Raw genomic sequence first — 20,434 nt, forward strand, 5'->3', positions numbered from 1 at the left:
ATTTAGGATCTACCAGAGGAGGGACGGTACACTCCGCTTTAAAGCACGTTCTGGGGAAGCCTTCGGGATAGATACTAGATTGCACCTACAAGGCTCACAGAAGATTGGTTACTGTTACTCAGGGATTGCCATTACTCCTACTAAATCGATGATGGCCTGGATTAAGGCATCCGGTTCGATGGGTTTGGAGATGTGTTTTTGAAACCCGGCTTGTAGGGCTAACTGCTGGTCAAACTCTGAGGCATAGGCAGTGAGCGCGATCGCCGGAATCATTCCCCCCTGTTGGGGCGGCAGTGACCTGACTTTCTGGATGAATGTATAACCATCCGTATCGGGCATGCCGATATCGCTGAGTAATATGTTGGGCTTAACGGTGAGCAGCGTTGTCAGAGCTTCATGGGCAGACGCGACCGTGATAACGGTTGCCATTTCCTGTTCCAATAAAAAGGCGACAAACTCACGACCATCGGGGTCATCGTCAACCACCAGCACCTTGATGCCATTCAGGTTAGGCCGTTGCTTGGGTAAGACATGACGTTGAGACGTGGCAGCAACCCTTGCCATCAACGGCAGTTGAACTGTGAAGGTAGCACCCAAACCTTCCCCCGGACTTTCGGCCTGGATAGTTCCTCCATGTAGTTCCACCAGGTGGCGCACGATAGCAAGTCCTAACCCCAACCCTCCAAATTTGCGAGTGGTAGAGGAATCAGCTTGCCGAAAGTACTCGAACACGTGGGGCAGAAACTCTGGAGAAATGCCTTTTCCAGTGTCACTGACAATAATTTGCGCCTGAGAACCGGCCTGTTGTAGCCGTATATGAACCCTGCCCCCAGATGGGGTGAACTTAACGGCGTTAGAAAGCAAATTCCATACAATTTGCTGTAAGCGGCTAGCATCCCCAACAATCGGATCTGAGCCGGGCTGTAACTCGGTTTCAATGTGGATCGCTTTGGCTTCAGCGGCTAAACGAACCGTTTCGATAGCGGCTTGAATCGTTGTGCTTAAATCAATGGCCGAAAGATTGAGGGTCAGCTTGCCCTGCAAAATTCGGGAGACATCCAACAGATCTTCGATCAGTTCGGCTTGCAGGCGGGCATTGCGTTCGATGGTTTTGAGGGCTTCAGTCACTTTTGCTTCGTCAAGCTTTTTGGTTTGCAGGAGGCGAGACCAGCCGAGAATGGGGTTAAGGGGCGATCGCAACTCGTGGGAAAGTACGGCCAAAAATTCATCTTTAACACGGTTAGCGGCTTCCGCTTCGGTACGAGCCGCTCGTTCCCGTGCTAAGAGTTGTTCACGTTCCGTTTCAACTTGTTTGCGATCGGTGACATCTAGAACAAGGGATAGAACAGAGAGCATCTGTCCATTCGTGTCCCGCAGACTGGAGTTGTACCATTCACAATGCACGACATCCCTGTTCTTTGTGTAGTTACGGTTATACGAAAAGATAAAAGGTTCTTCACCCAGTGCCAATCGTTCGCAAACGTCAGTGACTTCTTGCATATCGTCTTCATAAACGAAATGTAAGTCTGCCAATGGCTTGCCAAGAACCTCCTCTGACGACCAACCTAAAATTCGTTCGGCTGCTCCGGACCAGCGAGTGATTCGAAAATCTCGGTTCCACTCAATCACCGCTATGGGAGTATTTTCAACGTGGAAGGTGAGTTTTTGTAGGGCCTGCCGTAGTCTTTCCTCGGCTTGCTTACGCTCCGTAATGTCTCGCCAGGCCAGAATACCCCCTGTCGTATTGCCTTTGGCATCATGAATGGGGCCTGCATTGCAGAGAATACTGATTTTGCCGCCGTCGGGCTGTTGAACAACCCATTCTTCATTCACGACGACTTCCGACTGGCGTACTGCACGAGTTAGAGGGAGTTCATCCTCAGTGGGTCGTGCGATGCCATCGGCCCGAAAGATGCCCCAGTCATCCACATGAGTGCTGGCCGTAGTGCCCTCCAATCGTTCTAGTGGCCGTCCGACTAACTGTTGCCCATGCTTACTGACTTTGCGAATGATGACATCGGGGGCATCGGCAATGGTAATGCCTTCAGGAATATATTCCATCAGAGCATCCAGGATTTGTTTATCTTCCTGCCATGCAACTTCTACCCGCTTGCGCTCAGTCAAATCGATATAAAAGCAAATAGATTCCTGCTCGTGATCGGACGGTTCTTGAGATAAAGTGACGCCTACCAGAATGGGAACTCGGCTACCATCCTTGCGAATGTATTCTTTCTCAAAAGGGGTTGCAACGCCAAATTCCTGTAACTCCAAGTTGGCCTGCTCATCCAGGAGGCGAAATTCTGGGGGTGTCATGTCAAGCCATTGGATACGCCCAGCCTTCAAATCCTCTCGGGTATACCCCACCATATTGAGAAAATAATCATTGGCATAATACATTTCTCCGTTGGCTCGACTAAACGCAACACCAAACATATTGGATTCAACCAACTGTCGGAATCGCTGCTCACTTTGCCACAGCGATTCCTCCGCTTGTTTGCGCTTCGTGACATCAATGGCGGCGCACGTAACTCCAATAACAACACCCTGCTCATTTTGTAACGGTTCAACAGTCAAGTCATAATGGTAAATTTCTCCATCAATGGTGAGCTTGACTTCCTCTCGTACTCCCACACCTGTTGCCAGGACACCCCCTTTGATTCGATCGAGAAGTAGGGCATCCTTCTCGGGAACTAAGTCGCGATCGCGCTTACCCACTACTTGATCAACCTGATAATCAAACGTTGGGTTATAAATCCAGGTATAGACTAATTCTGTATTTTGGTTAAAAACAGCGATTGGTGCATTTTTCAGAGCAACCCGCAACCGTTCCTCACTCGCTCTCAGGGTTCGTTCGGCAACCGTTAATTCGTCAACTTGATGTTGCAGTTCCTGGTTGAGTGTTTTGATTTCTATTTCTGAAGCCTGCAGTTGCTTCAAGCTCTTCTGAGCCTGTTCTTGTGCTGTTCGAAGTGCCCCGACTAAAACACTAATGAGAATTCCTTGCCCCAGAAACAGTAGCATTCGAATGCTACTGGCTAAATCCATCGTCCATTGGTACTTGGGACCGAGGAAGAAATAGTTAGCGAATACGGCAGCCAGAACCGTTGCAACGATCGCAGGATTACGTCCGCCATATAAAGCTGTGAGGGTAACGGCACCAAAAAAGAGCAAAAAGGAAGCCTGAGACAGATGAACGATGGGGTCAAACGCCAACATCAGCAGCAGGGCCGTGATTGTTGTCACAAGCGCCAATCCATATCTCAGAAGCGGTTGATTGATCATGGTTATCGCTCCTGAGCCGCCGCTAAGGTTGCGATTGCTTCGACTAATACTTCCGGTTCAATAGGTTTAGCGAAGTGGCATTGGTAGCCGACCGCCAGGGCTTGCTGCTGATCTTGTTCCATGGCATAGGCGGTGAGGGCGATCGCTGCCAACGGTTGGGATTGATGTAGCGATCGGCGTCTTAACTGCCGCATTAATTCATATCCATCAATATCTGGCATCCCAATATCACTAACCATGACTCTGGGCTGAAATTGCTCGACCAGGGATAGGGCTTCCATCGCTGATGCAGCGGTTTGAACGTGTGCCCCTGCTTGCTCCAAAATTGTAACGGCCAAATCTCGCATATCCGCTTCATCGTCAACGACCAGAATTCGCAACCCCTGCAACGGTTTTCCTTGGCTTACCGCAGCTTGCGCGGAGGGGGGGGCAGCTCCCAGGTTGGGGATCTTCATCAGGGGTAAGCGGATGGTAAAGGTAGCTCCTGTACCTTCCCCTTGACTATCCGCCTGTACGGTTCCCCCGTGTAACTCAGTCAACTGACGTACAATGGCTAACCCTAACCCTAACCCACCAAATTTGCGCGTCGTGCGCCCATCCTCCTGACGGAATGAGTCAAACACATGGGGTAGAAATTCAGGGACGATTCCTTTCCCTGTATCCTTCACCTGAAGCTGTGCTTCCTCGCCTATACGCTTTAAGCTGACGTCTACTTGCCCACCGGTTGGGGTAAATTTAATCGCATTGGAAAGCAGGTTTAGAATAATTTGCTGTAACCGTCCGGCATCTCCCAAAACAGGCGGAAGGTTTGGCTCAACGTTAATGGTGATGGGAATATGCTTGGCTTCGGCGGCTAACCGCATGGTTTCTAACGCCGCTTCAAGGGTGCGGCGCAAGTCAACCACGGCCTCTTCTAAAACAAGTTTGCCTCGTAGAATTTTGGAGATGTCTAACAAGTCGTCAATTAATTGGGTTTGTTGTTTCGCATTCCGCTCAATAATGCTGAGAGCTTGCTTTGTTTTTATAGGATCGAAGTTGTTAGTTTGGAGCAGTTTTGTCCAACCCAAAATGGGGTTTAAGGGCGATCGCAACTCATGGGACAGCACAGCCAAAAACTCATCCTTGACCCGATTTGCCTGAGCTAAATCTTCTGTCTGTTTTTGTAGGGATGTAACTAATTCTGCACGCTCAAGGGCGATCGCTACATGCTCTGAAATAGCTTGTAAGAGATTAGCTTCCTCGGGGGTGAATTGAGTGCGAGTGAGGCTGGCGAAAGACAATGTGCCCAGTAGCCGTCCATGCACCATTAAGGGTTGCCCAGCATACGCAGATACTCCCATGGTACAGAGCACATGGGCATTACCATGACTGGCAATTTCCTGTTGATTAAGCACAATTTGACGTCGCTCCTGGGCTACCAGACCGCACATGGCCTGACCTAAATCCAGGGTTCCAAAAAATTGCGCCTGTTCCTCCGAAATACCCGCATAGTGCATCAGTTGCAACTGCTCCTGCCCTTCCTGCTCCGTGAGTTGGAAGTGATAGTAGTAGTGCAAATCTAACTGCTCTGAAAGACGGGCAAATAATCGATTCATCAACTCCGTAGGTTGCTTAGAGGAAAGCAAGTCACGGGCGGTTTCATAGAGTAGATTCAGTCGTTGGGTGTGTTGGCGGAGTTCGGCTTCAATATGCTTGAGCTCGGTAATATCGGTGATGGTAACCCCAACCCCTAAGACTTCTCCATCGGGTAGACAAACCGGGAAATGATTCGCGATGGTATGCCGATACACACCGGGCCGGATCTCGCCGCTGTACTCTAGGCCGAGGACGGGTTCCTGGGTTTCTATAATTCGCCGCAACATGGGGACAAATTGAGGAGCCATATCGGGTACCACATCCTGCAGAGTCCGACCGATATGCACCCCAAGGGGCAACTCATTAAGCTGTGCCAGAGCTTCGTTCGCATAGATGTAACGCAGGTTTTGGTCAAAGAGCGTTAAGGCAATAGGGGAGGCTGTCAGAAAGGCATTGAGAATGGCTTCACTGCGTTCACGCTCTAATTCACTTTGTTTACGTTGGGTAATATCGATTTGAATCCCAATCAGCCCTTCCTGATTGCCCTGGTCGTCATAGGTGATTTGTCCAATATCCGCAAGCCAGCGTACAGAACCATCGGGTAAGCAAACTCGGTATTCAAAATAAAGGTTGCTATTTTCGTTTAAGGTTTGTTGTATGATCTGCGACATCTTGCTGCGATCATCAGGATGCATGGCCTGATACCAGGCTTCAAGGGTGGAAAGACACTGTTCTGGTTCATACCCCAACATCCGGTATGTCTCTTTCGACCAGATCACGCAGTTGTCTGCCTTAAACCATTGCCACATGCCTGCTTGAGCTGATTGCAATGCCAGAGATAGCCGTTCCTCACTTTCGCGCAGTATCTCTTGAATATGCTTTTGATCATCAATATCCGTGTCTGTGCCCACCCAACTGGTAATTTCCCCATTGGCGTTACGTACGGGTAAGGCTCGGCAGAGGAACCAGCGATAAACTCCATCCTGTCGCCGCAAGCGAATTTCAGTGCTGTGTTCTTCTCCCGTTTCGATCGCAACTGACCATTGTTGAAGCACCCGATCGCGATCCTCAGGATGCATAGCATTGATGCTTTCCAGACCCATGGATTCGGCTTCACTCAAACCCGTGTAGTCATACCAGTATGGGTTGAAGTATGTCGCCAAACCCCTCGCATCGGTTGTCCAAACAATTTGTGGGGTTGCTTCTGCCAGATGACGATAGCGTTCCTCGCTAGCTTGTAGTGCGACTTCGGCTTGTTTGCGTTGAGTGATGTCGAGCAGCGAAACCAGCACATGGTCGTAGGGTTCCGAGGCTGGTGGAAAGGTAATGCTTACCCAGACATTAAGACGATCGCCCTGTAACGTCTGTAATACTGTTTCTGTGGCAAAGAAAGTTTCTTCATTGGCGATCGCCAGTAACTCATCAATAAATGTGGCTTGTGTTTCAGCCACAACGATTTGGTCGAGAGACGATAGCAGTTCTGCTTTTTCCTGAGCACCAAACATTTGCAGAGCGGCATGATTGACATCCAGAATTTTGACTTGATGCAGCATCTGCTGTACAAATTCAGGATGTTCTGCAAAGTATTGACGAAAATCTTGAATCCCTGAAGCTTTGAGTTGATCGATCGCCACTTTCACACTCGAAAAATCTTCTTCCCAGATCGCTACATTAACCGCCTCAAAGATATAGCGGTACCGCTGTTCCTGTTCTGCCAGATTGGCTTCGGCTTGTTTACGTTCGGTGATGTCGAGTAGTGTGCCAAAGAAATCAATAGCATGGCGAGCTGCCCCTTCGCCTTCAAATTGAGCCTGGCCTTTTGCCAATACCCAGCGTTCAGTGCCGTCATCCCACACAATGCGATACTCAATTTCGTAAGCGCCCGTTGAGTCAGAGGCAATGGCTGCATTCACTGCATCGGCGACGCGATCGCGCTCCGCTGAATGAATGCGTTCTAACACGGCAGGAAGCGGAACCATCACAGCATCGTCCGGTTCTCCCCAAATCTGGCGCATCCGCTCATCCATTTCTACCTGGTTTGTGTCCAGATGCAATCGCCAGGCACCCAACTGGGCTACCTGTGTTGCCAGTCGTGCCCAAGCCTCACTTTTCTGCAACGCCTGTTCTGAGTATTTGCGATCGCTAATGTCGATAGAGACACCTAAAATTTGGCGAGGTAGCCCATCAGCGGTGCGATTAAACACCACGCTGCGGGTATAAAGCCAGCGCCATTCACGACTTGCATGGTGAGCCCGATACTCGATCCCTAAAACCTCGCTATCCGTTAACGTCTTGAATGTTTCCGAGTAGGCAAGGATATGCGGCAAATCATCGGGATGAACCAACGTCGCAATCGCGTTTGCTCCCATTTCTTGAACTTGTTCAGAGGTATATCCCAACAAATCAGCAATTTGGCGATTTGTATAAACATTCTCCTGATTAATGATGTCATGTACAAATAAAACACCTGGCATAGCTTCTGCAATTTGCTGGTTATAGTGCTGGCTCTCTTGCAGTTGGGTTTCCAGTTGTTTTTGAGCTGTGATATTTTCAAAAGCAAAGCCGAGGCAGTGATCCGGCAAGGGAAAGATTTTAAGGCTGTACAACTCTGCCGGAAGACCTTCCCGGCTATAGGAGACTTCGCCTAAATCCAGCGATCGCCCTGTGCGAATGACATCCAGATATTGTTGTGCGGATGGGGTTTGCAGAAGCGTTGGAAAACTTTCTGCTAGGGTTGTCCCTACCATGGGTTCTAAATCAAACCCCAGTGCATCCGAAGCCGCAGGGTTAGCCGTAACCAGGCGAAAAGAACCCGGATCATCCAGGTCTTCCAGTTGCCAGACCGCAATGCCGACTTGTGTGTTACGAACGACATCCGCGTAAAGTTGCAAGCGTTGGTTGGCTTCCTGTTGTTTCTCTTCGGCTTGATGCCGTTCCACTTCTGCCGCAATACGTGTAGCCAGAAGGGCCAGCATGGATTCCACCAGCGCAGAATTTTCCAAGGGTTTGTCATCCATCACGCCGAGTAGACCGAGCAGCTTCCCCTGGGAACTAAAAAAAGGTATTGATACATAACTTTCAATGCCCAGTGAAACCAGAAAGAGATCGTCAGGAAACAACTTTTGAACACTGTGGATATAGCAGCCGATCTTTTGTTGACGAATCACTTCTCGGCAGGGCGTCCCTTGTAGCGAATATTCGACATTATCAACGATTTCGCCCTTTGCGCAAAAGGCAACGGTTCTAACAGTTTCTATGATCTCGTCCGTGAGCAAACTAATACAGGCGTAATTTACTCCTAAAGCTTTTGCGAGATGTCGCACCAAAGCATTGAAGAAAGCCTTGCCCGTGACGGCAGATACTCCCTGAGTTACCTCTAACAGAGCAGCATCGACCTGAGCAACTTTCCGAGCTGCTAATCGTAACTCCAGTTCGTCCATTACCACAGCGGCTAAGTCTTTTAACGTCGCTTTCTGGTCGTCGGTGAAGCTGTCCCGGGGGTTGCTGTCCAACAAACAGAGCGTTCCTAAATTAAAGCCATCCGACGTGAGTAAGGGCGCACCTGCATAGAACCGCAAACCGGGTTCACGTTGTACAAAGGGATTGCAAGCAAATCGCTCATCCTGTCTAGCATCGGGAACAACTAAAACATCATCACAGAGCAGAGCAAAGCTACAAATTGTCGCATCCCGTGCCACTTCCTGTTGATTGAAGCCATAGCAAGACTTAAACCACGCCCTGGATCCATCCACCAGGGAAACGAGTGCTGTGGGCACATTAAACAACCGTGCTGCCAGAGCCGTGATGCGATCGAACGCTATTTCTGGTGGGGTATCCAGAATGTTGTAGCGCCGGAGTGCTGCCAACCGTTCTGGTTCATTGGCAGGTATGAGGGCCGTGTTAACACTCAGCAAGGGCAGGTCTGTCATAGGGAATCACAAGATGACGGTCATGGGAAGCAAGGCTGGCATCATTGGCGTTAAGAACGCCGCACTAAAGTGGCGATCGCTCTCACCAACTCCTCCGGTTCCACTGGTTTTGCCACATGCTGTTGAAATCCAACCTTCAGTGATAGTTGTTGATCATGTTCTCCGGCGTAGGCCGTGAGGGCGATCGCCGGGACAAGCCCCCCTTGATCTGGCGCTCGATTCCGAATTTGTCGCATTAACATATAACCATCGACCTCTGGCATGCCAATATCGCTAATAAAGATGTCAGGCGGATGATGATCGAATAGCTGCAATACTTCAGCCGCAGAGGCCGCAAGGGAAACCTGTGCTCCTTGCTGTTCCAGGATAACTTGCGTTAATGCTCGCATATCCTCATCGTCATCCACGACTAAAATTCTGAGTTCACTTAAATCAATGGATTGTGGATGACCAGAGACTGTATCCGTAGAAGTGGATGCTAGCGACATCACGGGCAATTGAACGGTAAATGTTGACCCCTGGCTTTCTCCAGGGCTCTCCACATCGACCTTCCCTCCGTGTAATTCAGTGAGATGACGGGCGATCGCCAGCCCTAGTCCCAACCCTCCAAACTGGCGCGTCGTTTTGCCGTCTTCCTGACGGAAGTAATCAAATACATAAGGCAAAAAAGTGGGATTGATGCCCTTGCCTGTATCCGAAACCCTAATTTGAACGTAGTGGGGGAGTGAGCCAGAGGATTGATTCGCAACCGATGATGACTGACCCGTTACTTTTTCTACGCTCACATTGACACGGCCACCTTCTGGAGTGAATTTAACGGCATTCGAGAGTAAGTTCCAGACAATTTGTTGCAAACGAGTCGCATCCCCTAATACGCGGCCATCTTCAAGAGCTATATCGGTATGAATCTGAATGTGTTTAGCTTCTGCGGCCAACCGTACTGTTTCGATGGCCGCTTCAACCACACCCACTAAGTTAACAGAACAGGTGCTCAAGCTCAGCTTGCCCTGCAAAATTCGTGAGACATCCAGGAGATCATCAATTAACTGAGTTTGCAGCCTGGCATTGCGCTCGATTGTCTCAAGCGCACGGCGATGAGTTTGCGCGTCCAACGTGCCTTGCTGAAGCAGCTTCGACCATCCCAGAATAGGGTTGAGGGGCGATCGCAACTCATGGGAAAGCACAGCCAGAAATTCATCCTTAATGCGATTGGCCGATTCCGCTTGTTCTCGGGCTGCTTTTTCGCGGGCCAGTAATCGCTCGCGTTCCTCCTCCGCCTGAACGCGATCGGTAATATCCGCTGACACTCCCCCTAGAAGCCGTCTCCCTGAGGCGTCCTGTAGGGGAAATTTAAAGGCCATAAAGTGACGCACCTGGTCACTAAAGGGTACAGTCTCCAGAATTTGTAGGGCTTCATTTTTAGCTAGCACCGCTGCATCGTGGGCACGAATCTGCTCGATCGCCTCGGCGGGAAACCAGTCTGCATCGGTATGGCCTATCAATTCTGTTGCCGGGCGATCAAACAACTGCTCAATTAAAGTGTTGACATAAACATATCGTCCAGATTCATCTTTGATGTAAGCGGCGACTGGGCTATGGCTCATAAAACTCTGGAATAACTCCTCGCTTTCCCGTAACGCTGCCTCCGTTTGCTTGCGTTCCATAAATTGCCCAATTTGTCTGCCAATGGCTGCCATCAACTGAAGTAGGTCTGCATCAGGGGATTGGATGCGATCGCTAAAACACTCAATAACCCCAAAAAAATCATCCCCCAGCAAAATGGGGAAGGCAAATCCGGCCTTCAGCCCAGCTTCGGATGCCGCCTTCCCTCTCAGAAAATTTGTATCCTGCGTCAAATCCTCAATCCAACGGGGCTGGCGATCGCGCCAAATTTGCCCAGGTAATCCGGTTCCAGGAATAAATGTGATACGCTGGCTGGCCTCGATGAATCGCTGAGTTATGGTTGATTCAGTCCAACTATTGGTGAAATGCAAGATGGAGTCTGTGCGATCGGTTCTCCAAATTAAACCCACTTGCCACCCTAACGCCTGGCACATGCTTTGCAATAGAGCGGGTACCACATCCACCAGCGTTGTCGCCTCGGCAAGAATTTGGGAGATGCTGTATTGCAATGCCTTGCGCCGTTCCTCCTGTTTGCGCTGGCTAATGTCACGAAAGAACACCGAGATGCCGGGGGTTGCTGGAAAAATCGAAGCTTCTACCCAGCGATTCATCACTGGAGAAAACCCTTCAAAATGAACTGTGGCACGTTCGACCATGACTTTCTCCATCTGCTGGCTAAAAAGCGTCCTGCTTTCAGCCAGCTCCGGAAAGACATCTTGCCATTTCTTGCCTAACAACTCTTCGACCGGTCTGCCCAACAGCTTTGCGGCTTCCTGATTGACATAGGTGTAATGCCACTCCGGGTCAAAGGCAATGAACGCATCCGTGATACTTTCAAGAATGTTAGAAACTCTTTGATTGGCTGCCTTGAGTGATTCTTCAAACTGTTTGCGCTCGGTAATATCGAGCGTCACGCCAACAAGACGGCTTGGGTTACCTTCGTCGTCGAAGATCAATCCGCCCCGAGCAATAAGCCAATGTAAACTCCCATCTGGGTGGAAACAGCGTTCTTCCACTTCATAATCGGTATGTTCTGTAATGGATCGGTGAATGGCAGCTTGAACGCGATCGCGATCCTCAGGGTGCAATGCGGTAAACAGAATTTCATGGGTAAATTCAGCGTCCGCAGGCAACCCAACGTTGGCTTTACATTGCTCAGAACAGGTGAGGGTATTGGTGGTTAAGTCATACTGCCAGGAACCCAGTTTTGCTGTACGCAGCGCCAGTCTCAGCTGGTGCTCACTTTCTCGCAGTGCTGCTTCGGTGCGTTTCTGCTCAGAAATATCGACGGCAACTCCCCCCAGAAGCTTCTCCCCAGATTCATGAAAAATCGGAAATTTACACACCAAAAAACTGCGAATACTGCCATCTGGGCTAAGGGTATGTTCAATGGTTTGAAGAGCTTGCCCGGTTTCAAAAACCTGCTGATTATTTTTGAGAAACTGTTGAGCTATTTCTGGCTCAAAGATTTCGGAAATATGTTTTCCGGTCACATCTTCATCAAAGTAGAAAGTCTCTAAGTAGGTGGAATTGAGATATAGCAGGTGCCCTGATTCACCCACAATCCAGGCCGAAACAGGGCTATGGTTCATGAATGCTAGGAACCGAGACTGGCTATCGCGTAACCCAGCTTCTGCTTGCTTGCGTGAAGTAATGTCGATCGCGAGGATTGTTAGACCTGTGCCGGTCGGGGAAACCCGTAGCTCAAACCAGTTCTGCCGCTTTGGGCAAACATACTCCAACTGGAGTGGGGTTTGGGTGGTCATGGCTTGCTGTAATGGTTGTCGAACCTCAGAACAATTCCAGGCTGGGTCGATTTCCCAGATTGGTTTGCCAAGCGCGTCTGCTTTAGGCACTCCAAACCACTCTGCCTGCTGTCGGTTGAGGTAGGTTAAAACCCATTCACTGTCAAGAACGGCCACACCATCGGTCAGATGCTCTAGAATGCTATGCTCGTTGCCTGGCAGGCTTGCATCTGTACAGCTCATGTCAATTCTCGTCCCGGATTTACCAATTCTGCGATCGCGGTTATCAATTCTTCTGGCTCAATCGGTTTCGACACGTGTTGTTGAAACCCTGCATTAAGGGCTCGTTGTTGGTTGTACTCTCCCGCATAGGCGGTGAGAGCAATAGCGGGAACGAGACCTCCCTGTTTGGGCGATCGCTGACGGATTGTCTGTATGAGCTGGTAACCATCCATCTCAGGCATCCCAATATCACTGATGAGAATGTCAGGTTGTTGCTCGTCAAACATGGCCAGAGCTTCTGTTGCAGAGGCTGCCAACCGTATGTGTACATTCTGTTGTTCCAGAATAACCTGCACCAGATCGCGCATATCGGCCTCATCATCTACCGCTAAGATGCTGAGATGGCTGAAATTGTTGAGTGAGGAACTGGGGGCGATCGCCTTACCTGATTCGACAGCCCCGTGGAGGAGCGGAAAGCGTACGGTGAATACTGCCCCCTGCCCTTCGCCAGCACTTTCCACCTGAATGGTGCCGCCGTGGAGTTCGGTCAGGTACCGCACGATCGCCAGCCCCAACCCCAGGCCACCGAACTTGCGAGTTGTCGTCCCATCCTCCTGCCGGAAGTAGTCAAACACATAGGGGAGAAATTCTGGCTTGATTCCTTTGCCGGTATCAGAAACCGTAATTTGGGCATAGCTACCCATAGCCACTTCCAATTTCACGTCTACATGGCCACCTCCGGGAGTAAATTTAACGGCATTAGAGAGTAAATTCCACACAATTTGCTGTAACCGTACGGAATCCCCTAATACCGTGTATTGGGAATATTGCGTTTTAGCAATGGGCTTTTGCTGATTTGGCTCAGAGCCAACATCACCAAAAGCCCATTGCAGATCAATCGCTTTCGTTTTGGCCGCTAACCTCACGGTTTCCATCGCAGATTCCACGACGGAAACGAGATTTACCGGACAGGTGGTGAGCGCCATTTTGCCTTGTAAAATACGCGACACATCGAGTAAATCTTCAATCAATTGAGTTTGCAGCTTGGCGTTGCGCTCAATCGTTTGTAAAGCCTGTAGTGTGCCCTGCTCATCAAACTGGCCTGTTTGCAGCAGCTTTGACCAGCCCAGAATGGGGTTGAGGGGCGATCGCAACTCATGGGACAGCACCGCCAAAAATTCATCCTTCAACCGATTAGCTGATTGGGCTTCCTCCCGGGCGACCTCAGCCAGGGCTCGGGCCTGCTGCTCTGCTTCATAAAGCTGCGCATTTTCAATGGCAACCGATGCCAGTTGCGCCAGTTGTACCAGAATAGCCTCATCTGCTTCGGTAAACTCGCCCTCAAACTTGTCAGAAAGCTGAATCAATCCAATGTTTTTGCCATCGCGTCCCTTTAAAGGAGCCGCTAACCAGCCCCACATGGGGGGATGATGGTTAGCTTCTGCTCCAAACCCTTTCCAGTGGGGATGGGCTTCCAATTCAGCCTGGGTCATCCGCATCGGATGATTCATGTGACACACACAGGCATAAATACCTGACCCATCTGGTTTGGTGTTATAGTCTCGCCACTGAGCATACTTATCGGATAAGTAGACAGCACTGACAGCTTGCGCCCAGTTCTGATTCAAGGTCATGCTGATAACTGATTGGTGCGCCCCAATGATGAATGCGGCCTGATCGGTAATCACTTGCAACACTTCTTCAACAGACAGAGCCGAATTGATCGCCAGGGCCGCAGCCGTCAAACCCTGCAACTGGCTGACATATTGTTGCTCACGCGCCAGCAGGTGTTCACGCTCCAACTCGGCTTGTTTGCGGTTGGTAATGTCTAATACCACTCCAATCATGTCGGTTGCTACCCCATGGTGGTCATAACGCGCCCGGCCAATGGATCGTAACCAGTGAACGGAGCCGTCAGCCCAAACGGTGCGCATCTCAGCGTCATAAATATCTTGCTGGGCAAGTGTCTGTTCAACCGCTGTATGAATGCGATCGCGATCGTCTGCGTGGATGGCCTGAATGAAGCTGTCATAATCCACCTCGGCATCAAGCGGGAACCCAAACATCATTTTGGATTGCTCAGACCAGATAATTTTCCGGGTTCCCAGCTCATATTCCCACGTACCCAGGTCAGCCCCCTCTATGGCGAACCTCAAGCGTTCTTCACTCGTCCTCAGGGCTTCTTCGATGCGTTTGCGATCGCTAATATCTTGAAAGACCACAACTCCCGAGATAATTTGGCCCTGCCGATCGTAAATGGGAGTTGAACTGACTTCCATGACCCCTTCCGTGTCATCTCCCCGTAAAAATCGAATTTCCTCTTGGGTGACAACTTCACCGGCCATTAATGAGCGTGCTAATGGCCATTCTTCGGACTCATAAGGCCGACCATCGGCATGGAAACCTCGATACTCACGGTATTCGTTAATCCCATCGGCGAGAAGAAGCGGATGTCGCCAGATTTGTTCGGCCTGTTCATTTCCTAAGATTAGTTGACCCGAGGGTGATTGAGCAATTATCACACCCGCAGGCATCTGCCGCAGCACAGCCTCAAATCGAGCCTGCTCTGTTGCCAGGTCTTGTAGTAAATGCTCTCGCTCGGCTTCAGCCTGCTTGCGGGCTGTGATATCGCTAAAGGAAACCGCAAGGCCATCTTCAAGCTTTACTGCCATGTTGCGGAACCAACCTATAATTCCGTTCACCTCATACTGGAGTTCAATATCGTGGGATTCTCCTGTTTCGACGACGCGCACATAACGTTCAAACAGTTCGCTGTTGAACCGATTGACTGGGAACACGTCTAGCAAGTGCTGTCCCACCAAGGCCTCGGCTGGCTTCTGAAGAATTTCTGCTGCTTTAGGATTGACATAAGTCCAGGCAAAATCAAGGATCGCCCCGTTCTCATCTCGCACACAATCCATGGTTGTAAATGCATCTAGCGAGAGTTCCTGGCTAATCCGAAATCGCTCTTCACTGCGTTGTAAGGCTAATTCTTTGACTTTGCGATCGCTAATATCATGATGGATTCCTGCCATTCGCAATGGATTACCTTTTGCATCTCGCAAAACGACTTTTCCATAAGTGGCAATCCATTTCCACTCCCCGGTTTTACACAACAGCCGATATTCAAACTTGTAGGGTACAGAGCCATCCTGGAGATGGGCTTCCGTGCGTTCCATAACCCATGCTTTATCATCAGGATGGATCATGTGCTCCCATGTGTGGGCATGTTGCTGCAAGTCACCTTCCTGATACCCCAGCATCTCTAACCAACGAGGGCTCAGATAGGTTTCATTGGTAGTAATGTTCCAATCCCATAATCCACCACTTGAACCCTCTAAAGCTGTTTGCAGTCGTTCTTCCCCTTTCCGTAGAGCAGCATCCGCTTGACTACGTTCATACTCAGCACGCTTGCGATCACTAATATCAACCGTACAACCAACGATGCGAATGACCTGCCCCTGTTCATCACGAATTAAACAGGATTGCTCCCATACATCTACCCAATGCCCATCTTCGTGGCGAACCCGGTACTCGGTTTGATAAAGTTGTTCGGCACTGATGAGCAGCTCGTGTATGCGTGGTTGTAGACGGCTCACATCATCGGGATGAATCCGCTCATGCCACCAGCTTGCCTCTGGCGGAGCGTTTTCTGGCTCAACGCCAATCAGGGTGTATAACTTTTCCGAGCGATAGACTTCGTTGGTCTGCAAGTTCCAATCAAAAATAAGCCCATCAACAGCCTGAGTTACTCGGCGAAATCGTTCCTCGCTCTTGCGCAAGTCGTCCTCGGCCTGTTTACGCTCTGTAATGTCCTGAATAACGGCTATCAGTAAGGATCGCCCATTCGCATCAACGGCCACATTACCGGTTACCAGTACCCATATGATGCTGCCATCCTTATGCAAATAACGTTTTTCTGCCTGGTAGGTTGTTGTTTCTCCTGAAAGCAAACGAGCGAATCGTTGGCGATCGCCTTCACGTTCGTCGGGGTGAGCAATATCATCCACCCGAAGTTCGAGCAACTCAGCTTCGGTGTATCCAGTAATGCTACAGAAGGCTGCATTAACATGGAGTAGTTGACGGGTTTTAATATCCGCTTGGGCCATGCCAACACTGGTCACCGTGAACACGTCACGAAAGTCTTCATGCTCTCCGAGAATTGCGGGTATGCAGCCCTCCTCAACTTGCGGCTCGACAAGATCATTGTTAACGCGGAAAGACTGGCCTTCGCTTGAAGCAGTCCCCTGAATTCCTGTCGCAAATACCCCACTGATTTGCCCATCACTGTCCCAGAGAGGATTGTAGAACCAGGTGTAAATGGGTGTCTCCGTATTATGGTCTAGCCTGGCAGGGAGTCGTTGATTGCGTTGCACCGATTGCCCGGTTGCGAAGACTTGTTCAACCATAGAGGAGACCATAGGCCATATCCCATCTGTGTCGTTTATGGGCTGACTTAAGGACTGTGGGCCTTGTCCCTGACCTAATAAAGAGGAGCAGGCATCGTTATAGAAGAGAATGCGATCGCTCCCCCAGGCCAAAAACATGGGATAAGGGGTATGAAACAGAATATTGAGGGTAGTTTTGAGACTCGGAGGCCAAGCTTCGATCGAACCCAGAGAGGTTTGTGACCAATTGTGCGATCGTATCTCTGTGGCTATGGTGCTATCTCCTGCAAATCGCTGATCCGATGCTTGACGATGCTGAATCATACGTTACGTGTCTCCGCTCTGTTAATCCCAAACGATGACGGTTACAATCTCTGCCGATTGAGCGGATTCTGGTTCAGGTCGATTTTTCTGTAATTGAGTGCAGTGCTGTAGTGTCCTTTTGGGTGAAATCTTTTCCACCAAAATATTTTTGTAGCAGGGCTTGACTGCCATCCTTTAGGGATTCCGAGGGGGAGGTGCTGAGCTGATTAATTACAGTACGAAGCTGTTTTAAAGCCAGGGCAGACGGCTGCATGTGCCCGTTTTCCCAGCGGTTAATCGTTTCGTAGGCAACACCAAGCTCAGCGGCTAGCTGCACCTGGGTCAGTTGCATGAGTTGACGCAGTTCACGAACCAGGTTGCTTACTTCAGGTTGTTTTAATACCACTGCTTCTTTGGATGCGCTTTTGGGAGCCAATACCATAGGATTGTATGACTATGACGTTCGTCATATTGCATCATTACCTAATAAGTCGTAATCGAGAATCTGTCTTTAGAGAGAGGGCCTGAGATGCCCGTTCAGGTGCGTGCCATCTGGGGAAGCGATCGCAAGTGGCCTTCCTCCTGAACTGGGTTTGTGCTCGTAATTCGTGGCTGGTAAGATGCGTGGCATTGTCGAGCCATTCACGGGTAGAAATTGAATGACCCTGGTTAATTCATTGATTTATTTCGTCCTGGCTGGGTTATGTGAAATTGGAGGCGGCTATTTGATTTGGTTGTGGATCAAGGAAGCCCGAGACTTGCGCTATGCCCTGATAGGAGGGGTGCTGCTTTTCCTCTATGGCATTATTCCGACATTACAATCGACTCATTTCGGGCGCATCTACGCCGCTTATGGAGGCGTATTTATCGTGCTTTCTATTCTATGGGGATGGCGTATTGATGGTGTAAAGCCTGATCACTTTGATGTGTTGGGTGGCTTCATTTGTTTGCTTGGAGTTTACATCATGATGTATGCTCCGCGCCCCTAAAACTATTGTAAAGAAGAACTGCATAATCCTTGAACCCCTTGCTAATGTTTGTCCTAGTGCGGTTACGACGTCGGTTTCCGATGTGGGGCTAAAGTTTCTCTTTATCTGGAATCCAAATGCCAGTCCCATTCAGGACGTTCAAGAATTAACAACTGAACAATCTTAAGGAGCAACAGGTTATGGCTCTCGATGCTTACTACACTCTCGGGCGCTCGGGTCTGCGCGTTAGCCGTCTTTCTCTCGGCACGATGACCTTTGGTACTGAATGGGGATGGGGATCAGATGAGGACACGGCCCGCCAGATGTTCAACACCTATGTGGATGCGGGAGGTAACTTTGTTGATACTGCCGATTTATACACCAATGGAACCAGCGAATTGTGGACCGGCAAGTTTATTGGAGAACGTAACTTACGCGATCGCATGGTTATTGCCACCAAGTTCACCTACAACGCAGACCCTAGTAATCCCAACGCTGGAGGAAATGGCCGCAAGAACATTATGCGTGCGGTAGAAGGTTCATTAAAGCGATTGGGAACGGATTATATTGATCTCTATTTTTTGCATACCTGGGATAGTATTACGCCTGTTGAGGAAGTGATGCGAACTCTGGATGATTTGGTGCGATCGGGTAAAGTTCGCTATATCGGTTTGAGTGATACCCCGGCCTGGTATGCAGCACGGGCACAAACTCTGGCAGAATGGCGTGGTTACGAGCCCATCAGCGCATTGCAACTGGAATACTCCCTGGTAGAGCGCAATATTGAGAAGGAATTTGTTCCCCTGGGAGTGGAATTGGGGATGGGAGTAATGGTGTGGAGCCCATTAGCGGGTGGGCTTTTGAGCGGTAAGTACCGCCCCAGTGAAGGGGTGTTAAATGCCGAGGGACGCCTCGACGTGATGAAGGATAGCCAGAACACAGCGTTTCAAAAGTTTAGCGATCGCAACTGGAAAATTGTTGCAGAACTAGAGGCCGTGGCAAAAGAGCTAGGCCGTAGCATGGCGCAGATTGCTGTAAATTGGACTGCAACACGACCCGGTGTCGGATCTGTCATTGTTGGGGCAACAAAACTATCGCAGTTAGAAGATAACCTCAAAGCATTGGATTTTGAGTTGCCCACAGAGTTAAGCGATCGCCTGGAAACGGTGGGTCGTCCAGATCCTCAGTTCCCCTATAGTTTCTTCGAAGCAGGTCATCAAGCTATGATTCATGGGGCCAAACCCGTCGGGCTCAAACCATCTGGATACATACCCAATGTGTTGATTGATGCACCTGCGGCAGGAGTATCGTAAGATTCGTTTATCTGATCACCATAAAGAGTGGTACAGCGCTTTGCGCTGTATCACTCTTTATTAGCCAAAATGAGTAAAACTATACTGTTCTCTGTAGCTTCTGGGTGTAATACCTGTTAGCTTACGGAAGTGTTTTGTGAAGTGAGTTTGATTGGCAAATCCACATTCTAATGCTACGTCAGTAATCACTGATTTTTGGTGTTTCAATAAATGCTTTGCTTTATTAATCCGTTGTTGTAACACGTATTGATAGGGTGATACTCCCATTGATTTTTTGAATAGATGACAGAAGTAATACTGGCTCATATTCAGGTGATTGGCGATCGCTTCCAAAGAAATTTCTTCACCTAAGTGTGCCTCAATATAGGCGATCGCTTGCTGAAGCTTGTATTTGGGTAATCCTTTTGCTGTTACTTTGATGGGGTGTGTGCGGGAGCAATAATGATGCAATAGGTGGGTTGCCAGGAAGACCGCAGCAGATTCTGCATAAAGCCGTCCTCTTATGCTGTCGCTTTCTAGCTCTGCTTTAAGGGCTGAACCTACACTGGCGATTATGGGGTCGATGCGGGCAAATTGAGGAATGAGTTCGATGCGATCGCCCTCCAATGTTTCATAAGCCAGTTGAGCAAGATAAGCCGGCTCGAAAATCAGTAAGGTAAATTCGGCTTCATGGCCCCAACTGCTTTCATGGGGAACCGCTGCTGGAACGATGACACAGCTACCATTGCGCATGTATTCCTGTCGCTTGATGGCATTCATCGTTCGGTTCACCTGGAGACGGGAACCGACTTTGTGATGAACGACAACAACATGCTGATTTACCGTATTTTCTGGCATTTCCCAGGGTGGTTGCTGGTGATGCTGAACGAGAATATTCTTCCATTCTGCTTGTTGGCTAGTCAGAAGGGGAGGGCGAGGAACCAGTTGTAGCAGTTCGCTAGATTGGGTGAGATCAATGGTGAGAGAGGGTCGTTCTGGCATCACTCTGCCGCTCCGATTGATACAGGGGTAACTTCAACCGAAACCAGAAACACCTGGCTGTATTGTTTGTTTTGACGGGCGCAAGAAAAGGTTGTCTGCTAGTTG

General features: G+C 49.6%; 8 protein-coding genes. 2 read left to right on the plus strand and 6 right to left on the minus strand.

What is annotated here, in order from left to right; genetic code table 11:
* Positions 1-114: 114 nt before the first annotated feature.
* From NDI52_RS12975 to NDI52_RS12995, 5 genes are all read right to left on the minus strand, one after another.
* Positions 115-3,282 (minus strand): PAS domain S-box protein, encoded by a 3,168-nt coding sequence (locus tag NDI52_RS12975; RefSeq protein ID WP_190775799.1) that lies wholly within the window; start codon positions 3,280-3,282, stop codon positions 115-117.
* Between the two features lie 2 nt (positions 3,283-3,284).
* Entirely contained in the window at positions 3,285-8,786 is a 5,502-nt protein-coding gene (locus NDI52_RS12980; RefSeq protein WP_348256436.1) for a PAS domain S-box protein, read from the minus strand.
* 50 nt (positions 8,787-8,836) lie between these two features.
* A complete protein-coding gene (locus NDI52_RS12985; RefSeq protein ID WP_190775798.1) occupies positions 8,837-12,397 on the minus strand; it encodes a PAS domain-containing protein in 3,561 nt (1,186 codons plus the stop codon).
* Positions 12,394-17,088: a PAS domain-containing protein gene (locus NDI52_RS12990; RefSeq protein ID WP_190789236.1), complete on the minus strand. Its 4,695-nt coding sequence runs from the start codon at positions 17,086-17,088 to the stop codon at positions 12,394-12,396. Before NDI52_RS12990 ends, NDI52_RS12985 begins: the two co-directional genes overlap by 4 nt.
* A gap of 73 nt (positions 17,089-17,161) precedes the next feature.
* Positions 17,162-17,509, minus strand: coding sequence for a helix-turn-helix domain-containing protein (locus tag NDI52_RS12995; protein WP_190775796.1), 348 nt, complete (start codon positions 17,507-17,509; stop codon positions 17,162-17,164).
* A 217-nt stretch (positions 17,510-17,726) separates the two neighbouring features.
* On the opposite strand from NDI52_RS12995, the gene NDI52_RS13000 reads away from it, so the two are divergent.
* Both NDI52_RS13000 and NDI52_RS13005 read left to right on the plus strand, forming a co-directional pair.
* Complete coding sequence (locus NDI52_RS13000; RefSeq protein ID WP_190775795.1) at positions 17,727-18,056, plus strand: YnfA family protein; 330 nt, start codon at positions 17,727-17,729, stop codon at positions 18,054-18,056.
* Between the two features lie 179 nt (positions 18,057-18,235).
* Complete coding sequence (locus tag NDI52_RS13005; protein ID WP_190775794.1) at positions 18,236-19,348, plus strand: aldo/keto reductase; 1,113 nt, start codon at positions 18,236-18,238, stop codon at positions 19,346-19,348.
* 60 nt (positions 19,349-19,408) lie between these two features.
* Here the strand turns inward: NDI52_RS13005 and NDI52_RS13010 are convergent, their stop codons facing one another.
* Complete coding sequence (locus NDI52_RS13010; protein WP_190775793.1) at positions 19,409-20,329, minus strand: AraC family transcriptional regulator; 921 nt, start codon at positions 20,327-20,329, stop codon at positions 19,409-19,411.
* Positions 20,330-20,434 lie beyond the last annotated feature (105 nt).

The sequence above is a fragment of the Leptolyngbya sp. PL-A3 genome (assembly GCF_039962325.1).
Lineage (GTDB): Bacteria > Cyanobacteriota > Cyanobacteriia > Elainellales > Elainellaceae > Vacuolonema.